Raw genomic sequence first — 14,379 nt, 5'->3', positions numbered from 1 at the left:
TTTCCTCCTTAAATTTCCTCCTTAAAATTCTTCAAAAATTTTTTTAATTCTTTTTTCAATCTGCTGTCTTATGTCTTCATCAACATAGCGAAGTAATTCCTGTATGAATTGTTCCATTATCTGCATCCTTTCACGCATTCTTAAAATAATATCCACTCCAGCTCTGTTAACTCCAAATTCCTTTGTAAGTTTTATTACAAAATTAAGTCTTTCAAGATCTTCATCAGTATAAACTCTTTGTCTTTTAATTCTCCTTGGTTTTATAAAACCTTCCCTCTCATAAAGCCTCACTGTCTGAGGATGAACATTGAGCAATCTGCATACCATGCTTATCATATAGAGTCTGTCGTCCTGTCTCATGCTTACCTCCTCAACATGAATTCTCTTGGATTTTCTTTATAAAGGCGTTCGATTTTTCTGATTTCCTCCTTTTCAGAAGCTGTTAATCCTCTGGGAACTACTATTTTTATCACAACATACATGTCTCCTTTTCTGCCACCTTTAGGAGAGGGAAATCCTTTCCCTGAAATTCTGAATTTCTGTCCACCCTGTGTTCCTTCTGGAATCTTCATTGTGACTGTATTTCCATCTGCTGTCGGAACATCCACTTTAGCTCCTAATGCAGCTTCAACGAATGTTACTGGAAGCTCAATGTATATGTCATCTCCTTTTCTGGTGAAAAATGGATGAGCAGTAACATTAACCTCAAGTATAAGATCACCATAAGGTGCACCGCCTCTACCAGCATTTCCATATCCTTTAACCTTTACTGTTGAACCATTATCAACTCCCGCTGGAATTTTTGCCTTTACTGTCTCTGTGATTAAAATTCTTCCTGTCCCACCACAATTTTTACACTTTGATGAGGCAGTCCTTCCTGTTCCCCCACAATTAGGACATGTCTGACTAACTCTCATAAATCCCCTTGAGGTTTGAATTCTTCCTGTGCCGCCACATCTTGAGCATATATCCACTTTATCAGCACCGCTTCCATGACAGAGCTGGCACTCAATGTATCTCTGATAGGTAACTGGCTTAACAGTGCCTTTATAAGCTTCTTCAAAGGTTAATATAACAGGAATAACTATATCTTCGCCCTTTGAATAGGCAGTTCTTGTTTGAGTAAATGTCTCACCGAATATATCTCCAAAAATATCTCCAAGGTCAAAGCCTTTTGTAAAATCAAAGCCACCAAAATCAAAGCCCTTAAAATCAAAGGTTTCGCCCCTGTCATACTCAGCCCTTTTCTGCGGATCACTCAGAACTGCATATGCCTCATTTATCTCCTTAAACTTCTCCTCAGCCTCTTTATTTCCGGGATTTAAATCAGGATGATACTTTCTTGCAAGCTTACGATAAGCCTTCTTTATCTCTTCCTGTGTAGCATCCTTGCTTACACCGAGAATTTTATAGTAATCTTTGCGTTCCATAAAACCATTTTAACATATTGAGTTAATTTATATCAATATCATGAGATTGCCAATAAAAAATGTTATTTTGAGGCTTTTCATTGTTATTCTGAACAAAGCGAGGAATCTTCTTGTCTTTTATACACTGGTAATAGTCAGAAATTCCTCAGGGCATTGAGTCTTTCGCAAAGACAGGAAACGCAATGTTTTGTTGCCTCTATTGGCAATTTTAAGAAGTGAGATTCTGTAGGCAATTTGAATAAAAATGTTAAAATAAAAAATTAATTCACAGAATATAGGAGGTGGGAAATGAAATATGTAAAAGGACTAAGATGCAGGGAATGCGGCAGAGAATATCCTGTAGAGCCTATATATGTATGTGAATTCTGCTTTGGTCCTCTTGAGGCAGTCTATGACTATGCAAAAATAAAGAAAGCCCTTTCAAGGAAAACTATAGAAAAAAGACCAAAAACACTATGGCGATACAAAGAGCTCTTACCAATAGATGGTGAGCCCCAGGTGGGACTTAATTCAGGTTTTACGCCTCTGGTAGAAGCTAAAAATCTTGCAAAATATCTTGGAGTAAAAGAGCTTTACATAAAAGATGATACAGTTGCCCATCCCACCCTTTCATTTAAAGATAGAGTTGTTGCAGTAGCACTTACAAAAGCAAAAGAATTTGGATTTGATACTGTTGCATGTGCCTCTACAGGAAATCTTGCCCATGCTGTTTCAGCGCACGGTGCAAAGGCAGGATTTAAGAGATTTATTTTTATTCCTGCTACTTTAGAGCAGAGCAAAATAGTTGCTTCCATTGTTTATGAGCCAAATCTTGTTGCTGTTGATGGTAACTATGACGATGTAAACAGACTTTGCAGTGAAATTGCAAACAAATACAAATGGGCATTTGTAAATATAAACATTCGTCCCTTTTATGCAGAGGGTTCAAAAACAATAGGGTTTGAAATAGTTGAACAACTTGGCTGGAAAGCACCAGACAGTATTGTAGTGCCCTGTGCAAGTGGCTCACTTCTTACAAAGGTGTGGAAGGCACTTAAAGAGTTTAAAGAGTTGGGAATTCTTAAAAATCTTGAGACAAAAATATACGGTGCACAGGCAACTGGATGCTCTCCAATTTCAACAGCTTTTAAACAGGGCACAGATGTTATAAGACCTGTAAAACCTAATACTATAGCAAAATCTCTTGCCATTGGAAATCCTGCTGATGGATACTATGCTTTGCAAGCTGTAAAGGAAAGTGGAGGTGCTATGGAGGATGTCTCTGATGAAGAAATAATTGATGCAATAAAGCTTCTTGCAAAAACAGAAGGAATTTTCACAGAGACAGCAGGAGGCGTTACTGTTGCATGTTACATTAAGCTTTTAAAAGAAGGTAAAATTGATAAAAAAGACACAACAGTGCTTTGCATTACAGGGAATGGACTTAAAACATCAGAGGTTTTAAATGGCAGAACAGCGGAAGTCTATCAGATAAAACCAAATCTTGCTTCCTTTGAAGAAGCTTTGAAAAGAATTAATGAAAGAGGGAGGTAAAAATGGCAGTAAAAGTTTTAATACCAACACCACTGCAAAAACTTACAGGTGGAAAAGATGTGGTAGAGGCACCAGCTGGAAAAATTATAGATATAATTAATGCGCTTGATAAACAATATCCAGGGCTTGCAGAAAGGCTATGTCAGGATGGTAAGATAAGAAGGTTTATTAATGTTTATGTTAATGAAGAAGATGTTAGATTCCTTCAAGCAGAGGAAACTGTGGTGAAAGAGGGAGATGAAGTTTCAATTGTTCCTGCCATTGCAGGAGGCAGATGCTGAGTTTTATCTTGAGCGAAGTTTTTGAACTATCGCTCAGAATGACGGTAAGGAGGAGTTTATGGGCGAGATTAAAAAATTAAGAGTAAGGCTCACATTTCCTCAGGAATTGATCAAAGAGCCTGTGCTTTTTAGAATGGCAAAAAAATATGATGTCATGCCAAATATTCGTAGAGCAAGAGTTACTGATACATTTGGAGAAATGATACTTGAACTTGAAGGGCTGGAGGAAAATCTTAATGAAGGAATTAATTCCCTCCGTGAGCAGGGAGTTGTAGTTGAATTAATAGAAGGAGACATAATTGAATAGCCATGAATACAAAATCACCATGGAAAGGAATTATAAGAGAGTATTACGAATTTTTCCCTGTTAATGAAAAAACTCCAATTGTCACTCTTTTGGAAGGCAATACTCCACTTATAAAGGTAAACAATCTTACCAAACAACTTAATATGGAGCTTGAGCTTTATCTCAAATTTGATGGTGCAAATCCAACAGGTTCTTTTAAAGACAGAGGAATGACACTTGCAATTTCAAAAGCTCTGGAGGAAGGCTCTCGTGCAGTGATATGTGCTTCAACAGGAAACACTTCAGCATCAGCTTCAGCCTATGCTGCAAGAGCAGGGATTAAAGCAATTGTTATTATTCCTGAAGGAAAAATTGCAACAGGAAAGCTTGTTCAGGCAATGGTTCATGGAGCTACAGTTATTCAGATTAAAGGAAACTTTGATCAGGCTTTAAACATTGTCCGAGCAATTGTTAAAGAGTATCCTATTACTCTTGTTAATTCGATTAACCCCTACAGGATTGAAGGGCAAAAATCTGCAGCCTTTGAAGTCTGCGATCAGCTTGGGCAGGCTCCTCAGTATCATGCTTTGCCTGTGGGAAATGCCGGGAATATATCAGCTTACTGGAAGGGATATAAAGAATACAAAGAAAAAGGAAAAATTAATAACTTACCAAAAATGCTTGGATTTCAGGCAGCAGGAGCAGCTCCAATTGTTCTCGGCAAGCCAGTTGAACAACCTGAGACAATTGCAACAGCAATAAGAATAGGAAATCCTGCGAGCTGGGCTACAGCTGTCCAGGCAAGAGATGAATCTGGGGGAACGATTGATATGGTCACTGATGAAGAAATACTTAAAGCCTACAAAATGATAGCCTCATTTGAAGGAATATTTTGCGAGCCAGCTTCTGCAGCTTCTGTTGCTGGAGTTATAAAGCTTTACAAGCAGGGATATTTTGAAAAAGGCTCCACTGTTGTATGCACCCTTACTGGAAATGGACTTAAAGATCCTGATACAGTTTTTAAGGTCTCAGACATCCCTCATGTTTTACCAGCAAATCTTGACAATGTAAGAGCCTTTGTGGAGAAGCTTTTATGAAATACATTGTAGTCATTCCTGATGGTGCAGCAGATTATCCAATTAATGAGATTGGTGGGCTTACACCTCTTCAGGTTGCCAGAACTCCCAATATGGACTGGCTTGCTTCTAATGGAATAGCAGGCTCAGTTAGAAATATTCCACAGGGTTTTCCACCTGGAAGTGATGTGGCAAACCTGAGTATTCTTGGTTATGATCCAAAAGTTTACTATACAGGCAGAGCGCCTCTTGAAGCTGTTAGCATGGGATTGAATTTATCAAAAAATGATGTGGCATACAGATGCAATCTTGTAACATTAAAGTTTTCAGATAAGAAGAGAATTTTTATGGAGGATTACTCAGCCGGGCATATAACCACAGAAGAGGCAAAAATTCTTATTGAAGATTTAGATAAAAAACTTGGCAGTGATACTTTGAGATTTTACCCGGGTGTAAGTTATCGTCACATAATGCTTTGGAAAAATGGCTCAGAAGAGGTGGAATGCACTCCACCTCATGATATCACGGGAAGAGAGATTTCAATGTTTCTTCCTATAGGCAGGCATGCCCAGTTTTTGAAAGAGATTATTTTCAAATCAATGGATATTCTTAAAGATCATCCAGTTAATAAAAAAAGAACTTCCGAAGGTAAAAAACCTGCAAACAGTATCTGGCTATGGGGGCAGGGACGGACTCCTTCTTTACCAAAGTTTCAGGAAAAATATGGCCTTTCAGGTGCGCTCATTTCTGCAGTGGATCTTACAAAGGGAATTGGTATTTTAGCAGGATTTCATATCATAAATGTTCCAGGTGCAACAGGTTGGATAGACACAAATTATTCAGGAAAGGCTGAATATGCTCTTAACGCTCTTGAGAGAGTTGATTTTGTCTATGTTCATATAGAAGCACCTGATGAGGCAGGACATCAGGGTGATTATAAATTAAAAATTAAGGCTATTGAAGATATTGACAACATTGTAGTTGGAAGAATTCTTGAGGAAGCACCCAGAAGATTTAAAGATTTTAGAATTCTTCTTCTTCCAGACCATCCAACTCCTGTAACCATAAAAACTCATACTGCTGAGCCTGTCCCATTTGTAATTTATGATAGTAGTAATTCTGAGCAAAGCGAAGCATCTCATCAAGAGCATACAAACAAAAGAAAATTTTCCGAGGAGATCCTAAACCATCCTGATTTAGTTATAGAAGAAGGCTACAAACTTATGGATTTATTTATTCTTAAAAATGTCTAATTTTATAGATATTGTCTTTCATATTGACATTTATCTTGAAACTCTTTTTTCTCAAATTGGTAACTGGATTTATGTTGTCCTTTTCTTTATTGTTTTCTCTGAAACAGGATTTGTTATAACGCCATTTTTGCCTGGTGATTCTCTTTTATTTACTGTAGGAGCCCTGTCTTCAAGACAACTGCTTTGTCCTTGGAGTTCTTTAATAGTATTAAGTGTTGCTGCTACAGTGGGAAACACTGTAAATTATCACATCGGAAGATTTGTTGGGCCGAAAGTTTTCTCAAAGGAAAACTCCTTTTTTTTCAATAAAAAGCATCTTTATACAACTGCCCAATTTTATGAAAAACATGGAACAAAAACAATAATAATTGCCAGATTTTTACCAATTATAAGAACCTTTGCACCATTTGTAGCAGGAATAGGAAGAATGAGATATCTAAAATTTCAGATTTACAATATTTTTAGTAGCATTCTCTGGAGTGGCTCTTTAATTGCCACAGGTTATTTTTTCGGAAATCTTCCCTTTGTAAAAGAGAACTTTTCCATGTTCATACTTGGTATTATTATTGTTTCAGTAATACCGAGCATATGGAAAGCTATATCAATAAAAAGGAGTGAGGCAAAATGATACCAATAAGAGATTGTCTTCCAAGAAAATATACTCCCTATATGACATGGTTAATTATAGCTTTAAATTCAGTTATCTTTATTTTTGAACTCATGTTCCCAAGAGAGGATTTAGACTATCTATTTCACATATTTGGTGTGGTTCCTGCAAAATACATGCTTGTAGCATCCCTTCCTTTTGATCCTTTTTATTATCTTCCCTTTTTAACGAGCATGTTTCTTCACGGAGGATGGTTTCATCTTATAAGTAACATGTGGGTTATGTTTATTTTTGCTGACAATGTAGAAGACAAGATGGGTTCTTTCAGGTTTTTAATTTTTTATCTTCTTTGTGGATTTGGAGCAAGCTGGATTCACTGCCTCATCAATCCAGCTTCAACTATACCTACAGTTGGAGCATCTGGTGCAATTTCAGGTGTTTTAGGTGCCTATATGGTGATGTTTCCTCATGCAAGGGTTATAACTCTTGTGCCAATACTGTTTTTCCCTTTCTTTTTTGCACTTCCTGCATTTTTTTACATTTTCATGTGGTTTTTAATTCAACTGTTTTCAGGACTTGGCTCCCTTCTTACACCAGCAGATGTAGGAGGAGTTGCCTGGTGGGCACATGTAGGAGGCTTTCTATTTGGAATTATTTTACACAGAATTTTTGTAATCAAAAAACGACTTCGCATATACGATGACCACTTTGACTATTACTGTGCATGGGGAAGGTGGTAAAAAGCAGGGGTGGTGCAAGCCACCCCTTTGAAATTAAAGAATGGGGAGATATCTTTCTATTTCATAGGGGAAGATTCTTATGCGATAGTCATCCCATTCTTTCTTTTTGCTCTCAATGAGATTTGTGAATATATGGTCTCCTAAAGTTTCTCTAAGTAATTCGCTTTTTTCAGCATACTCAATGGCTTCTATTAAACTTCCGGGAAGGTTATCAATTCCAAGTTCCTTTCTTTCTTCTGGATCAAGATGATAAACATCTTTTTCAATTGGCTCAGGTAGTTTATATTTCTTTTCCACTCCTGTCAATCCTGCATTTAACATACATGCAAAGGCAAGGTAGGGATTGCATGAAGGGTCAGGACTTCTTAACTCTATTCTTGTTGCTTTTTCTTTGCCTGGTTTGTAAAGTGGAACTCTTATAAGAGCAGATCTGTTTCTTCTTGCCCAGCAGATATAAACAGGAGCTTCATAACCTGGAACAAGTCTTTTGTATGAATTAACCCACTGGTTCAAAACAAGGGTAATCTCTTTTATATGGGTTAAAAGTCCTGCTATGTAACTTTTTGCAATATCTGAAAGATAGTATTTGTCTTTTGGATCGAAAAAGACATTTTTATCACCTTTAAACAGGGACTGATGAGTATGCATTCCGCTTCCGTTTTCGCCAAAAAGAGGCTTTGGCATAAAAGTGGCATAAACACCGTGCTGTTTTGCAATCTCTTTAACTACAACTCTATAGGTCATAACAATGTCAGCCATTTGAAGAGCTTCAGCATATCTCAGGTCTATTTCATGTTGAGATGGTGCAACCTCGTGATGGGAGTATTCAACTTTAATACCCATTTGTTCCAGTGCAAGGATTGTGTCTCTACGAAGATCTTCTGCAGCATCCAGTGGATAGTCAAAATATCCACCTTCATCAAGAATTTCTGTGTTTTTGTCTGATTTAAAGTAGAAAAACTCGAGTTCTGGACCAAGATAAAAGGTATAACCTTTTTTCGCAGCTTTTTCAAGATTTAATTTTAAAATATATCTTGGATCACCTTTGTAAGGAGTTCCATCAGGTTCATAAATGTCGCAGAACATCCTTGCTACTGCGCTTTCTTTTGGTCTCCATGTAAGAATTGCAAAGGTTGTTGGATCCGGTCTTGCAATCATGTCTGACTCATCAATTCTTGCAAAACCATGAATTGATGAACCGTCGAATCCCATGCCCTCTGAAAAGGCAACTTCAAGCTCTTCCACTGGAACAGCAAAACTTTTTAGTTGACCGAGAATATCAGTAAACCATAGTCTTACAAACTTGACATTCAGTTCTTTGACCAGCTTCATAACATCCTTTTCATCTCTTGGTTTTGTGTAAGTCATAATATCCTCCTACATTTTATTTTTTATTGAGGCAATGCCCCTTAATTTTAAAATCGAATTTAAGCTATTTAAAGTATAATACTTTAACAACCTTTAATTTAATTGAACGGCTAACGGTTACCATATAGTATATTATTAAAATAAATTTTTTGTCAAAAATTCGAATTCCAATCGGTATTCTGAAGTATTTTATAATTTTTTGCTTTGTCATTTTGAAAAATTCTGAACATTTGAACAATTTTTTTGCCTTTGTATTGGTTTTGGAAACAATTAAAGATTCCTTGCATCCGTTGAGGATGCCTGTGTCTTCTCTGGTTGAGCTTCTTCAATCAAAAGAATAGGGATGTCTTCTCTTATTGGATAATAGACAGAGCAGTTTTTACAAACAAGTCTTTCCCTGTCTTCTTCATAAATTAAATCTCCTTTGCATTTTGGACAGACTATAATTTCAAGAAGCTCTTTACTAAGAGGCATTGATTATTCTCCTTAATCTTTTCAGAGTTTTTTCCTTGCCAACAATTTCTAAAACTTCGTATATTCCAGGACTTACAGTATTGCCTGTTATGGCAACTCTAACTGGCTGAGCAACCTCAGCAAGCTTCAATCCTTTTTCATTTACCATGTCCATAAATATTTTTTCAATTTTATCCTGAGTAAAATCTTCAAGTTGAGCAAGTTTTTCTGTGAGTTCTTTAAGAATTGCAATAGTCTCAGTAGTTATATATTTTTCCTTTGCCTTTGGATCAATTTCAACGTACTCTAAAAAATAATATCTCATTGCATGGGCAAGTTCTCGAAGTGTTCTACATCTTTCTTTAAGGGATTTTATAGCTTTACACACCCATTGTAAATCAACAGTTTCATTTTCTCTCAAATATCCTTCCTTTATAAGAAAAGGTTTTACAAGTTCAAAAAGTTTTTCTTCAGGAGTTAATTTTATATATTCACTATTAAGCCAGAGAAGTTTCTCTGGATCAAAAACAGCATTTGCCTTTCCAACCTGTTGTAGATTGAAATACTTTATTAATTCTTCTCTGGTAAAAATTTCCTGATCTCCATGAGACCATCCAAGACGAGCAAGATAGTTGACAACTGCATCTGAAAGATATCCTTCATCTCTGTAGGCAAGAACACTTGTCGCACCGTGCCTTTTACTTAAACGAGATCTGTCTTTTCCAAGAATCATAGGAATGTGAGCAAACTCTGGAGGATTCATTCCAAGAGCATGATAAATATGAATTTGCTTTGGAGTATTATTAAGGTGGTCTTCGCCTCTTATTACATGGGTTATTTTCATTTCAAAGTCATCAACAACAACGCAAAAATTATATGTAGGAGTTCCATCACTTCTCAGTATTACCAGGTCTTCGAGCTCACTGTTTTTAAAGGTAACAGCACCTTTTACGAGGTCATTAACCACTGTTTCACCTTCAAGAGGCATTTTAAACCTTATTGCAAAGGGTTTATCAAGCTTTTCAGTAATTTCTCTGCAACGTCGGTCATATCTTGGTGGTTTTCCTTCTTTCATTGCTTTTTGCCTTCTTTCTTCTAATTCCTCTGGAGTGCAGTAGCAGCAATAGGCTTTTCCTTCATTAAGAAGTTTGTAAGCATATTTTTTATAAATTTCCATTCTATCAGTCTGTCTGAATGGGCCTTCATCCCAGTTGAGCCCGAGCCATTTCATGGCTTCTATAATTGATTCAATGTATTCTTCAGTGGAGCGTGACCTATCAGTGTCTTCAATTCTTAATATAAATTTTCCACTGTAATGTCTTGCAAAAAGCCAGTTAAAAAGAGCTGTTCTTGCTCCTCCAATATGAAGATGCCCGGTTGGAGAAGGTGCAAATCTAACCCTTACCATTTATCCTCCTTTACTAAAGCTGATTAATAAATTTAGTATACACTTTGGCATAATTTTTATGCTATATTAGCATTATGACAACAAAACCTTTTACAGAAAAAATGCCTCTTGGCGCTTTCCTTCTAAAAAAAGGTAAAATTTCTGAGAAACAACTAATTGATGCTCAAGCACTTCAGAAAATTGAAGGTATAAAGATTGGTGCCGCACTGGTAAAGTTAGGTTATATAACAGAAGATGAGCTTGTGCAGGCTATGAGTGAGCTTTATGGATTCCCTGTATTTAAAATGGATTCTCACAAAATTGACCATTCAGTAATTAAGCTTCTTCCAGAGGATGTAATAAGAAAGTATAAGATATTGCCAATTTATAGAGAAGGTAACATAGTAAAGGTTCTTACAACTGATCCAGCTAATGAAATAGCTCTGGAACAGCTTAAATTCTTTTTAAGTGGTTTTAAAATAATTTTTTACATAGGAAAGGATTCAGATTTTAAAACTCTGATAAATCAATTTTTTGGAGAACAGGATGAAATTTATGCTTCCCAGAATATTCACGAACTTGTTGAAATAGTCTCTAAGGAACCCTCTTCAGCAGAGCCACAAGAGGAAATTCGACCAGAAGCAGAGGGTCCTTTAGTTAGAGTTGTCAATCAGATAATGTTGAATGCTCTTTCAAAAAGAGCAAGCGATATTCACATAGAGCCCTTTGAAGACAGTGTATATGTAAGATACAGAATAGACGGAGTCCTTCATGATGTTTTAACTTTGCCAGCACAATTAAAAGGAAATCTGACTTCAAGAATAAAGATCCTATCAAATCTTGATATATCAGAAAAAAGGCTTCCCCAGGACGGAAGAATGAAGATGAAAGTGGGTAAAAAAGAAGTTGATTTTAGAGTCTCAACTCTTCCATCAATGTTTGGCGAGAAAATTGTATTAAGAATCCTTGAAAAAGGCTCTCTTCAGCTTGATCTTACGCGTCTTGGTTTTGAAGAAGAATCTCTTGAATTTTTCCTTGAAGCTTTAAGTAAACCATATGGGATGATACTTGTGACAGGTCCTACTGGTTCTGGTAAAACAACCACATTGTATTCAGCTTTAATGAAACTTAACAGACCAGAGGTAAATATTATGACTGTTGAGGATCCTGTTGAATACACCCTTCCGAGAATTACACAGGTTCAGGTTCAGGAAGAAATAGGAAAAACCTTTGCTCAGGTATTGAGGTCCTTTTTAAGACAGGATCCTGATATAATCATGGTTGGTGAGATAAGAGACTTTGAAACTGCTGAGATTGCTGTAAAAGCAGCACTCACAGGGCATCTTGTTTTAAGCACACTTCATACAAATGATGCACCAAGCACCATTACAAGATTAGTAAACATGGGGATAGAGCCTTTTTTAATTTCCTCTTCCGTAATTCTGATTGTAGCCCAGAGACTTATAAGAAAACTATGTGAAAACTGTAAAAGAGAACAAAAGTATTCAAAAGATTCTTTAATAAAATTCGGATTTCCTGAGGACAGGCTTGATGGATTAAAAATTTATGAAGCAAAAGGATGTCATGAGTGCAATCAAACAGGTTATCGTGGAAGAATTGCAGTTTATGAAGTGATGCCTATAAAAGAGGAAATTAGAGAATTGATTCTTACAGGTGCTTCTGCAAGTGAGATCAAGAAAGAAGCTATAAAACTTGGTATGCTTACTTTAAGGCAGTCGGGAATAAGAAAAGTAATGGCAGGAATAACAAGCATAGAAGAAGTTTTAAGAGTTACTGTGGAGGACTGATGGACAAGCTTGAGATATTGCTTAAAGCTGCTCCAAAGATAACAAGAGAGAAAAACCTTAATAATCTTATTGAGATTCTTTCTAATCTTGCAAAGGAGATAATTGAGGTTGACCGTTGTAGTCTCTTTATCATAGATGAACCAAAAAAGGAGCTTTATACAATATTTGCCCATGGAGTAAAGGAAATTAGAATCCCATTGACTTCTGGGATTGCAGGGCATGTTGTAAAAACAGGAAAAACATATGTTACTGAGGATGCTTACAAAAGCAAATTTTTTAATCCAGAAGTTGATAAAATATCGGGATACAGAACAAGAAATATTCTCGCTGTTCCAGTTATTAATTCAAAAGGCAAGGTAATTGGTGTGTATCAGGCGATAAACAAATCTGGTAAATTCAACAGCTCAGACATTAAGCTAATGAAACTTATTGCAGAGTTTGCTGGAGCAGCCATTGAAATGAGGATGCTTTATGAAAAAATAAAGGAAATAAATAAAAAAGCTCTTATAAAACTTTCAAAAGCAGCAGAATACAAAGACCCTGAAAGCCTGAGTCATTTATTAAGGGTTGGGTTAATTTCAAGTTTAATTGCAGAAAAACTCGGAATAGATGAAGAAAAATGTGAATTATTAATGTTAGCTTCAACAATGCATGACATCGGAAAAATCGGGATTCCAGATAAAATTCTTCAAAAATCCGGCAGACTGGAACCTGATGAGTGGGAAATAATGAAAAAACATCCAATAATTGGATATGAGCTTCTTTACGATGAAGAAAGTGAACTTCTACAGATGGCAGCCATAATAGCTCTGGAACACCATGAAAGATGGGATGGAAAGGGTTATCCATTTGGTAAAAAAGAAAATGAAATATCTTTATGGGCAAGAATTGTAAGTGTGGTTGACAACTTTGATACCCTTACAACAGATAAAGATGACAGAGAATCATGGAGCATTGATAAGACAGTCAGTTATATGGAAGCCATGAAAGGAAAAGCTTTTGATCCCAGGATTGTTGATGTTTTCTTTGAAAATATTGAAAAAATAATTGAAATAAAAGAAAAATATAAGGATTAATGGAAAAAGAAATTTTTTCAGAGCATTTTAGGGCACTTCTTGAGTTTTCAGCAATAATTAATTCATCTCTTGAAATTGAAGAAATAAGAAAGAGAGCCTGCAAAGCAATAATAGCTCTTGTCAATTGCGAGGCTGCAAGTCTTCTGCTTTTTGATAAGGAATCAGAAGAGCTTTATTTTGATGTTGCTCTTGGAGAAAAAGCTCATAAAGTAAAAACAATAAGACTTAAATTGGGACAGGGTATTGCTGGATGGGTTGCCCAGAAAAAACAGGCAGTTATAATAAATGATGTTCAGAACGATCCAAGATTTTTCAGAGGAGGAGATGAAAAATCAGGTTTTACAACAAAAACCATGATTTGTTTACCAGTAATGATTAAAGAAAAGCTTCTTGGAGTGATTCAGGCAATAAATAAAAAGAACGGTTTTTTTAATGAATATGATTTAGAGTTACTCAAGGCATTAAGCAGTCAGGTTGCAGTGGCAATAGAAAATGCAAGACTCTATGACGAACTTAAACAAACTTTTTATGAAATTGTTTTTGCCCTTGCAGATACCATTGAAAAAAGAGATCCCTATACAGCAGGTCATACAAAAAGGGTTATGGATTATTCTGTTGCGATAGCGATTGAGATGGGGCTTGGTAAAGAAGAAATTGAAAAACTCAAGCTCGCAGCAATACTACATGATATAGGCAAGATTGGTATAAGAGATTCAATTTTACTTAAAACCGAAAGATTAACAGATGAAGAGTATAAAATAATACAAAATCATGCAATTTATGGAGCAGAAATTCTTCAACATGTAAGACAGCTTAAAGACATTATTCCTGGAGTAAAATATCATCATGAAAAATTTGATGGCTCAGGATATCCTGAAAGACTAAAAGCGCAAGAGATTCCTTTAATTGCAAGAATTATTGCAGTGGCTGATACTTTTGATGCAATGACAACAGATAGACCCTACAGAAAAGGGATGAGCATTGAGGCAGCAATACAAGAATTGAAAAATAATGCTGGAACTCAATTTGATTCTGAGGTGGTTGAAGCCTTTCTGAAAGCATTAAATAAAATGAGGTGAGC

General features: G+C 36.1%; 15 protein-coding genes. 10 read left to right on the top strand and 5 right to left on the bottom strand.

Going from position 1 to position 14,379, the window contains the following annotated elements; all coding sequences use genetic code 11:
* Window positions 1-21: 21 nt before the first annotated feature.
* Entirely contained in the window at window positions 22-360 is a 339-nt protein-coding gene (locus tag V4D31_RS09045; RefSeq protein WP_353686111.1) for a MerR family transcriptional regulator, read from the bottom strand.
* Window positions 361-362: 2 nt separating this feature from the next.
* Complete coding sequence (dnaJ, locus tag V4D31_RS09040; protein WP_353686110.1) at window positions 363-1,430, bottom strand: molecular chaperone DnaJ; 1,068 nt, start codon at window positions 1,428-1,430, stop codon at window positions 363-365.
* Between the two features lie 288 nt (window positions 1,431-1,718).
* On the opposite strand from dnaJ, the gene V4D31_RS09035 reads away from it, so the two are divergent.
* The 7 genes from V4D31_RS09035 to V4D31_RS09005 are packed head-to-tail and all read left to right on the top strand — an operon-like array spanning window position 1,719 to window position 7,206.
* Window positions 1,719-2,963: a threonine synthase gene (locus V4D31_RS09035; RefSeq protein WP_353686109.1), complete on the top strand. Its 1,245-nt coding sequence runs from the start codon at window positions 1,719-1,721 to the stop codon at window positions 2,961-2,963.
* A 2-nt stretch (window positions 2,964-2,965) separates the two neighbouring features.
* On the top strand, window positions 2,966-3,244 hold the full coding sequence (locus V4D31_RS09030) for a MoaD/ThiS family protein (protein ID WP_353686108.1): 279 nt from the start codon (window positions 2,966-2,968) through the stop codon (window positions 3,242-3,244).
* 58 nt (window positions 3,245-3,302) lie between these two features.
* Window positions 3,303-3,551, top strand: coding sequence for an NIL domain-containing protein (locus V4D31_RS09025; RefSeq protein ID WP_353686107.1), 249 nt, complete (start codon window positions 3,303-3,305; stop codon window positions 3,549-3,551).
* A gap of 2 nt (window positions 3,552-3,553) precedes the next feature.
* The gene (thrC, locus tag V4D31_RS09020) at window positions 3,554-4,627 is read left to right on the top strand and encodes a threonine synthase (protein WP_353686106.1); all 1,074 of its coding nucleotides are present in this window, start codon (window positions 3,554-3,556) and stop codon (window positions 4,625-4,627) included.
* Entirely contained in the window at window positions 4,624-5,859 is a 1,236-nt protein-coding gene (locus V4D31_RS09015) for a cofactor-independent phosphoglycerate mutase (RefSeq protein ID WP_353686105.1), read from the top strand. The genes thrC and V4D31_RS09015 overlap by 4 nt, the downstream gene beginning before the upstream one ends.
* A complete protein-coding gene (locus V4D31_RS09010) occupies window positions 5,852-6,487 on the top strand; it encodes a DedA family protein (RefSeq protein WP_353686104.1) in 636 nt (211 codons plus the stop codon). Before V4D31_RS09015 ends, V4D31_RS09010 begins: the two co-directional genes overlap by 8 nt.
* A complete protein-coding gene (locus V4D31_RS09005) occupies window positions 6,484-7,206 on the top strand; it encodes a rhomboid family intramembrane serine protease (protein ID WP_353686103.1) in 723 nt (240 codons plus the stop codon). The genes V4D31_RS09010 and V4D31_RS09005 overlap by 4 nt, the downstream gene beginning before the upstream one ends.
* A 33-nt stretch (window positions 7,207-7,239) precedes the next feature.
* On the opposite strand, the gene V4D31_RS09000 is transcribed toward V4D31_RS09005, so the two are convergent.
* The 3 genes from V4D31_RS09000 to gltX form a co-directional block, all read right to left on the bottom strand.
* A complete protein-coding gene (locus V4D31_RS09000) occupies window positions 7,240-8,574 on the bottom strand; it encodes a glutamine synthetase family protein (protein WP_353686102.1) in 1,335 nt (444 codons plus the stop codon).
* A 270-nt stretch (window positions 8,575-8,844) separates the two neighbouring features.
* Window positions 8,845-9,048 carry a Trm112 family protein gene (locus tag V4D31_RS08995; RefSeq protein WP_353686101.1) on the bottom strand — a complete coding sequence of 68 codons (204 nt, stop codon included), beginning with the start codon at window positions 9,046-9,048 and terminating at the stop codon, window positions 8,845-8,847.
* On the bottom strand, window positions 9,038-10,435 hold the full coding sequence (gene gltX / locus V4D31_RS08990; RefSeq protein WP_353686100.1) for a glutamate--tRNA ligase: 1,398 nt from the start codon (window positions 10,433-10,435) through the stop codon (window positions 9,038-9,040). Before gltX ends, V4D31_RS08995 begins: the two co-directional genes overlap by 11 nt.
* A 74-nt stretch (window positions 10,436-10,509) precedes the next feature.
* Between gltX and pilB the strand changes: the two genes are divergently transcribed.
* From pilB to V4D31_RS08975, 3 genes are read left to right on the top strand one after another with little or no spacing between them, the layout of a single operon-like run.
* Window positions 10,510-12,222: a type IV-A pilus assembly ATPase PilB gene (pilB, locus tag V4D31_RS08985; protein WP_353686099.1), complete on the top strand. Its 1,713-nt coding sequence runs from the start codon at window positions 10,510-10,512 to the stop codon at window positions 12,220-12,222.
* Window positions 12,222-13,298 (top strand): HD domain-containing phosphohydrolase, encoded by a 1,077-nt coding sequence (locus V4D31_RS08980; protein ID WP_353686098.1) that lies wholly within the window; start codon window positions 12,222-12,224, stop codon window positions 13,296-13,298. The genes pilB and V4D31_RS08980 overlap by 1 nt, the downstream gene beginning before the upstream one ends.
* Window positions 13,298-14,377: an HD domain-containing phosphohydrolase gene (locus V4D31_RS08975; protein WP_353686097.1), complete on the top strand. Its 1,080-nt coding sequence runs from the start codon at window positions 13,298-13,300 to the stop codon at window positions 14,375-14,377. The genes V4D31_RS08980 and V4D31_RS08975 overlap by 1 nt, the downstream gene beginning before the upstream one ends.
* The last annotated feature ends 2 nt before the right edge of the window (window positions 14,378-14,379 follow it).

The organism is Thermodesulfovibrio sp. 3462-1 (genome assembly GCF_040451425.1).
Lineage (GTDB): Bacteria > Nitrospirota > Thermodesulfovibrionia > Thermodesulfovibrionales > Thermodesulfovibrionaceae > Thermodesulfovibrio > Thermodesulfovibrio obliviosus.
This window is presented reverse-complemented; position numbering and strand designations above follow the sequence as displayed.

What these genes read in the sequence shown, in the direction of transcription:
- V4D31_RS09045 (WP_353686111.1), bottom strand. Translation starts at nt 360, where the DNA reads ATGAGACAGGACGACAGACTCTATATGATAAGCATGGTATGCAGATTG.
- dnaJ (WP_353686110.1), bottom strand. Translation starts at nt 1,430, where the DNA reads ATGGAACGCAAAGATTACTATAAAATTCTCGGTGTAAGCAAGGATGCT.
- V4D31_RS09035 (WP_353686109.1), top strand. Translation starts at nt 1,719, where the DNA reads ATGAAATATGTAAAAGGACTAAGATGCAGGGAATGCGGCAGAGAATAT.
- V4D31_RS09030 (WP_353686108.1), top strand. Translation starts at nt 2,966, where the DNA reads ATGGCAGTAAAAGTTTTAATACCAACACCACTGCAAAAACTTACAGGT.
- V4D31_RS09025 (WP_353686107.1), top strand. Translation starts at nt 3,303, where the DNA reads ATGGGCGAGATTAAAAAATTAAGAGTAAGGCTCACATTTCCTCAGGAA.
- thrC (WP_353686106.1), top strand. Translation starts at nt 3,554, where the DNA reads ATGAATACAAAATCACCATGGAAAGGAATTATAAGAGAGTATTACGAA.
- V4D31_RS09015 (WP_353686105.1), top strand. Translation starts at nt 4,624, where the DNA reads ATGAAATACATTGTAGTCATTCCTGATGGTGCAGCAGATTATCCAATT.
- V4D31_RS09010 (WP_353686104.1), top strand. Translation starts at nt 5,852, where the DNA reads ATGTCTAATTTTATAGATATTGTCTTTCATATTGACATTTATCTTGAA.
- V4D31_RS09005 (WP_353686103.1), top strand. Translation starts at nt 6,484, where the DNA reads ATGATACCAATAAGAGATTGTCTTCCAAGAAAATATACTCCCTATATG.
- V4D31_RS09000 (WP_353686102.1), bottom strand. Translation starts at nt 8,574, where the DNA reads ATGACTTACACAAAACCAAGAGATGAAAAGGATGTTATGAAGCTGGTC.
- V4D31_RS08995 (WP_353686101.1), bottom strand. Translation starts at nt 9,048, where the DNA reads ATGCCTCTTAGTAAAGAGCTTCTTGAAATTATAGTCTGTCCAAAATGC.
- gltX (WP_353686100.1), bottom strand. Translation starts at nt 10,435, where the DNA reads ATGGTAAGGGTTAGATTTGCACCTTCTCCAACCGGGCATCTTCATATT.
- pilB (WP_353686099.1), top strand. Translation starts at nt 10,510, where the DNA reads ATGACAACAAAACCTTTTACAGAAAAAATGCCTCTTGGCGCTTTCCTT.
- V4D31_RS08980 (WP_353686098.1), top strand. Translation starts at nt 12,222, where the DNA reads ATGGACAAGCTTGAGATATTGCTTAAAGCTGCTCCAAAGATAACAAGA.
- V4D31_RS08975 (WP_353686097.1), top strand. Translation starts at nt 13,298, where the DNA reads ATGGAAAAAGAAATTTTTTCAGAGCATTTTAGGGCACTTCTTGAGTTT.